Source organism: Streptomyces sp. NPDC012508 (assembly GCF_042902595.1).
Taxonomy (GTDB): Bacteria; Actinomycetota; Actinomycetes; order Streptomycetales; family Streptomycetaceae; genus Streptomyces.
Map to the genome: position 1 here is coordinate 1 of NZ_JBIBEO010000023.1, position 4,597 is coordinate 4,597.

Annotated in this window: 1 protein-coding gene; it reads right to left on the reverse strand. The window is 74.5% G+C overall.

Annotation, left to right across the window (positions count from 1 at the left end):
- Positions 1-4,597 (reverse strand): type I polyketide synthase (locus ACFY8U_RS36200; RefSeq protein WP_389576397.1); only part of this gene is annotated, 4,597 nt, incomplete at both ends.

Below are 4,597 nucleotides of genomic sequence, written 5' to 3' on the forward strand. Positions count from 1 at the left end.
ACCGCCGACGGGACCACACCGCACGAGCGCCACAGCCGGGCCAGCGACACCATCAACGCCCACAAGACCGGCTGGACCACATCCACCCGACCCCAAAGAGCCTCATCGTCGCTGTCGAGCACGTCCCACAGCGACCAGTCCACGTGCGGCTCCAACGCCGCCGCGCACTCCTCCAGGCCCTCGCGGAACTCCGGCGACCAGGCCGCCAGCTCCCGGCCCATACCCAGCCACTGCGAACCCTGCCCCGGGAACACCAACACCGGAGCACCACCGGAGCGCGCCGCACCCCGCACCACACCCGGATGCGACACATCCCGCGCCAACGCCCGCAGGGCCCCGGCACGGTCCTCCCCCAGCACCACCGCCCGGTGCTCCAGCACCGCACGACCGGTGAGCAGCCGCCAGGCGACGTCGGCGGGATCCGCCTCGTCCGTCAGCCCGGCGAGCCGTGCCGCGGCGGCCTGGAGCGCACCCGCGCTCTTGCCGGCGAGCAGCCAGGGCGTGGAGGCGGACAAGGGCTCGGCTCCGGCCGGGGCGGCGGGCACCGCGTCCACGGACTGCGGCGCGGCCTCCAGGATCACGTGCGCGTTCGTGCCACTCACACCGAACGACGACACACCGGCCCGGCGCGGACGGTCCGTCTCCGGCCACTGACGCGCCTCCGTCAGGAGCTCGACAGCCCCCGCCTCCCAGTCCACATGCGGCGACGGCTCCCCCACATGCAGCGTGGCCGGCAGCACACCATGGCGCATCGCCTCCACCATTTTGATCACACCACCGACACCCGCAGCCGCCTGCGTATGACCGATGTTCGACTTCAACGACCCCAGATACAGGGGCTCTTCACGATCCTGCCCGTACGTCGCAAGCAACGCCTGCGCCTCGATCGGGTCACCCAACGTCGTCCCCGTGCCATGCGCCTCCACCACATCCACATCGGCAGGGTCGAGCCGCGCCGCATCCAGCGCGGCACGGATCACCCGCTCCTGCGACGGACCGTTCGGCGCCGTCAAACCATTCGACGCACCGTCCTGGTTGACCGCCGAACCCCGCACCACCGCCAACACCTCATGGCCACGCGCGAGAGCATCCGAGAGCCGCTCCACCAGCAGCACACCGACGCCCTCGCCCCAGCCTGTGCCGTCGGCGTCCGCCGAGAAGGTCTTGCAACGGCCGTTGGAGGAGAGTGCGCCCTGCGTGCTGAAGTCGATGAAGACAGCGGGGGTGGAGAGCACGGTGACGCCGCCCGCCAGTGCCATGTCGCACTCCCCCGCGCGCAGCGCCTGGCAGGCCAGGTGCAGCGTGACCAGGGAGGACGAGCACGCGGTGTCCACCGTCATGGCCGGGCCCTCGAGCCCGAAGGTGTAGGAGACACGGCCGGCCAGCACGCTGCCGGAGGTACCGGTGCCGAGGTAGCCCTCGACGCCCTCGGGCAGCACGGTCATGGTCGATCCGTAGTCGTGGTACATGAGTCCGGCGAAGACGCCGGTGCGGCTGCCGCGTTGCGAGGTCGGGTCGATGCCGGCCCGTTCGAACACCTCCCAGGACGCCTCGAGCAGCAACCGCTGCTGCGGGTCCATGGCGAGCGCCTCGCGCGGCGAGATGTTGAAGAGCGCGGGGTCGAAGCGGTCGGCGTCGCGGACGAAGCCGCCTTCGAGGACGTACGACTTGCCCGACGCGTCGGGGGTGGGGTCGTAGAGGTTACCGATGTCCCAGCCGCGGTTGTCGGGGAACGGGCCGATCGCGTCGGAGCCCTCGGCCACCAGCCGCCACAGGTCCTCGGGGCTGTTCACCCCGCCGGGGTAGCGGCAGCTCATCGCGACGATCGCGATGGGTTCGTCGTTCCCGGCGGCCGTTCGGGAGGCGCGGCCGGCCGACGTGGGGGCCTTGCGCTCCTCGCCGATCAGGCGGGAGAGCAGGTGCGCCGTCAGCGCCTGCGGCGACGGGTGGTCGAAGACCAGGGTCGCGGGCAGCCGCAGGCCGGTCACGGCACCGAGGCGGTTGCGCAGTTCGACGGCGGTCAGCGAGTCGAAGCCCAGGTCCTTGAACGTGCTGTGGTCCTGCACCGGGTCGGTGGCGGCGTACCCGAGCACTCCGGCGGCTTCGGACCGCACCAGTTCGGCGAGGAACTCGGTGCGCTCGAGCTCGCCGAGCGCGGCGAGACGCTCGCCCAGCGGGGAGGCGGCGCCGGGTACGGCACGTGTCGCCGCCGCGGGCCGGGGGGAGCGGGTGACCAGGCCGCGCAGCAGCGGGGGCGCCTGGCCGGCGGGGTCGCCGTCCAGGGCCTTCCGGAGTTCGGGGAGGTTCAGGTGGAGGGCGACCAGGTGCGGGGTGTCACCCGTGTGGACGGCGTCCAGGATCGTCAGCGCCTCGGCCGTGGTGAGCGGCCCGCCCGCGCGGTTGATCCGGGCCCGGCCCGTCTCGTCCAGCCCGGCGGAGATCCCGGAGGTCTCCTCCCACAGTCCCCAGCCGACGGAGACAGCGCCCGGCCTGCGCTGCGCGAGGGCGTCGAGCACCGCGTTGGCCGCCGCGTACCCGGCCTGGCCGGCCGAGCCGAACGTCGCCGAGGCGGACGAGAACAGCACGAACAGCGGAACGTCTCCGACCAGCGCGTCCAAGTGCAGCGCGGAGGCCGCCTTGGCGTCCAGCACCGCGTCGATCCGCTCCGGGGTCAGGCCGGTGACCACGCCGTCGTCGACGATCCCGGCGGCGTGCACCACTCCGGTCAGCGGGCGGTCCTCGGGCACGGTGGCGAGCATCTCGGCCAGCGCTTCGCGGTCGGCCACGTCGCAGGCGACGGCCCGTGCGTGGGCGCCCAGTTCGGCCAGTTCGGCGATCAGTTCGTCGGTCCCGGGGGCTGCCGGGCCGCGCCGGCTCACCAGCAGCAGCTCGCGGACGCCGTGCTCGGCGGCGAGGTGCCGGGCCACCCGGGCACCCAGGACACCGGTGCCGCCGGTGACGAGTACGGTCCCGTGGGCCACCGTCTCCCCGGAGTCGGCACCCGGCGCGGAGGCGGCGGCGCGGGCGAGGCGCGGGGCGTGCCACCGGCCGTCCCGCAGCGCGAGCTGCGGCTCGTCGGTGCCGGCCGGTCCCGTACCGGGTACGTCGCCGTCCGCGGGGTCCAGGTCGAGCAGGACGAAGCGGCCGGGGTGTTCGGTCTGCGCGCTGCGGACCAGGCCCCACACGGCGGCCGCGGCCGGATCGACCGGAGCCTGGCCGACGGGCATGGCGCCCCGGGTGAGCAGGACGAGCGTGGAGTCGGTGAAACGCCCGTCGGCGAGCCAGGTCCGTACGCACTCCAGGGCGCGGTGCGCGGAGGCGCGGACCCGGGCGGGCTCGTCGGCGTCGCTGTCGGCGCCGGGCACCGGACCTGCGTGCACGGCCACCAGCGTGGGGACCTCCGGCAGGGCCGCCAGGTCGGCGAGTTCGGCCGGCCCGGCGACGACCGTCCAGGGGCGGGTGCCCTCCTGGCCGTCCGTCGTGGGCAGGGCGGTCCACTGCACACGGAAGAGCGTGTCGGGTCGTACGGCGGCGGCGCCCGTGGTACCGGCGGGTCGCAGGACCAGGGACGCGACGTTGGCGACCGGCCGGCCCTCCGGGTCGGCGAGGTCGAGGGAGACGGCGTCCGTGCCCGCCGGGGCCAGGCGTACGCGCAGAGCGGTCGCGCCGGTCGCGTGCAGGGTGACACCGGACCAGCTGAACGGCAGCCGTACGGACTGCTCACCCTGCGCCGGAGCGCCCTGTGCCGGAGCGCCCTGGGCCTGAGCGCTCTGCGCCGGGTCGTACAGTGCCGCGCCGTGCAGGGCGGCGTCGAACAGTGCCGGGTGCAGGCCGAAGCCACCGGGCTCCGGGGCACCCGCGCCACCGACCGAGGGCAGCGCCACTTCGGCGTACACCGCTCCGTCGGCGCCGCGCCACGCGGCCTGCAGGCCCTGGAAGAACGGCCCGTACTGGAGGCCTGCGTCCGCGGCGGTGGCGTAGAAGTCGCCCAGCTCCACCGGCGCCGCGTCCTGCGGCGGCCACGTAGTGAGCGGGGTGCCGGAAGCGGCGGAGGAAGCGGCCGAGAGGATGCCGCTCGCGTGCCGTACCCAGTCGCCGGACGGTTCCACAACGCCGGTCAGGTCGTCGGGGAGGGAGTAGAGGGCGATCTCCCGGGAGCCGTCCGCGAGCGGTGCTCCCACCTCGGCCTGGATGCGGACGCCGCCCCGCTCGGGCAGCACCAGCGGCGTGTCGAGAGTGAGTTCGTCCACGACGGGGCAGGCGACCTGCTCGCCCGCGTGCAGGGCCAGCTCGACGAGCGCCGTGCCCGGGACCAGGACCGTGCCGGCCACCTGGTGGTCGGCGAGCCAGGGGTGGGTGGCCCGGGAGAGCCGCCCGGTGAACACCAGCCCGTCGCCCCCGGCCACCGTGACCACCGCACCGAGCAGCGGGTGATGGGTGCCGCGCAGCCCCACGGCTCCCAGCGCGGCCGCACCGCCGAGGGCCGGCCAGTAGCGCTGCCGCTGGAAGGCGTAGGTGGGCAGGTCGATGCGTCGGGGGGCCCAGGGTGCGTACACGGCGGCCCAGTCGGGCGTGGCGCCGGCGGTGTGCACATGGG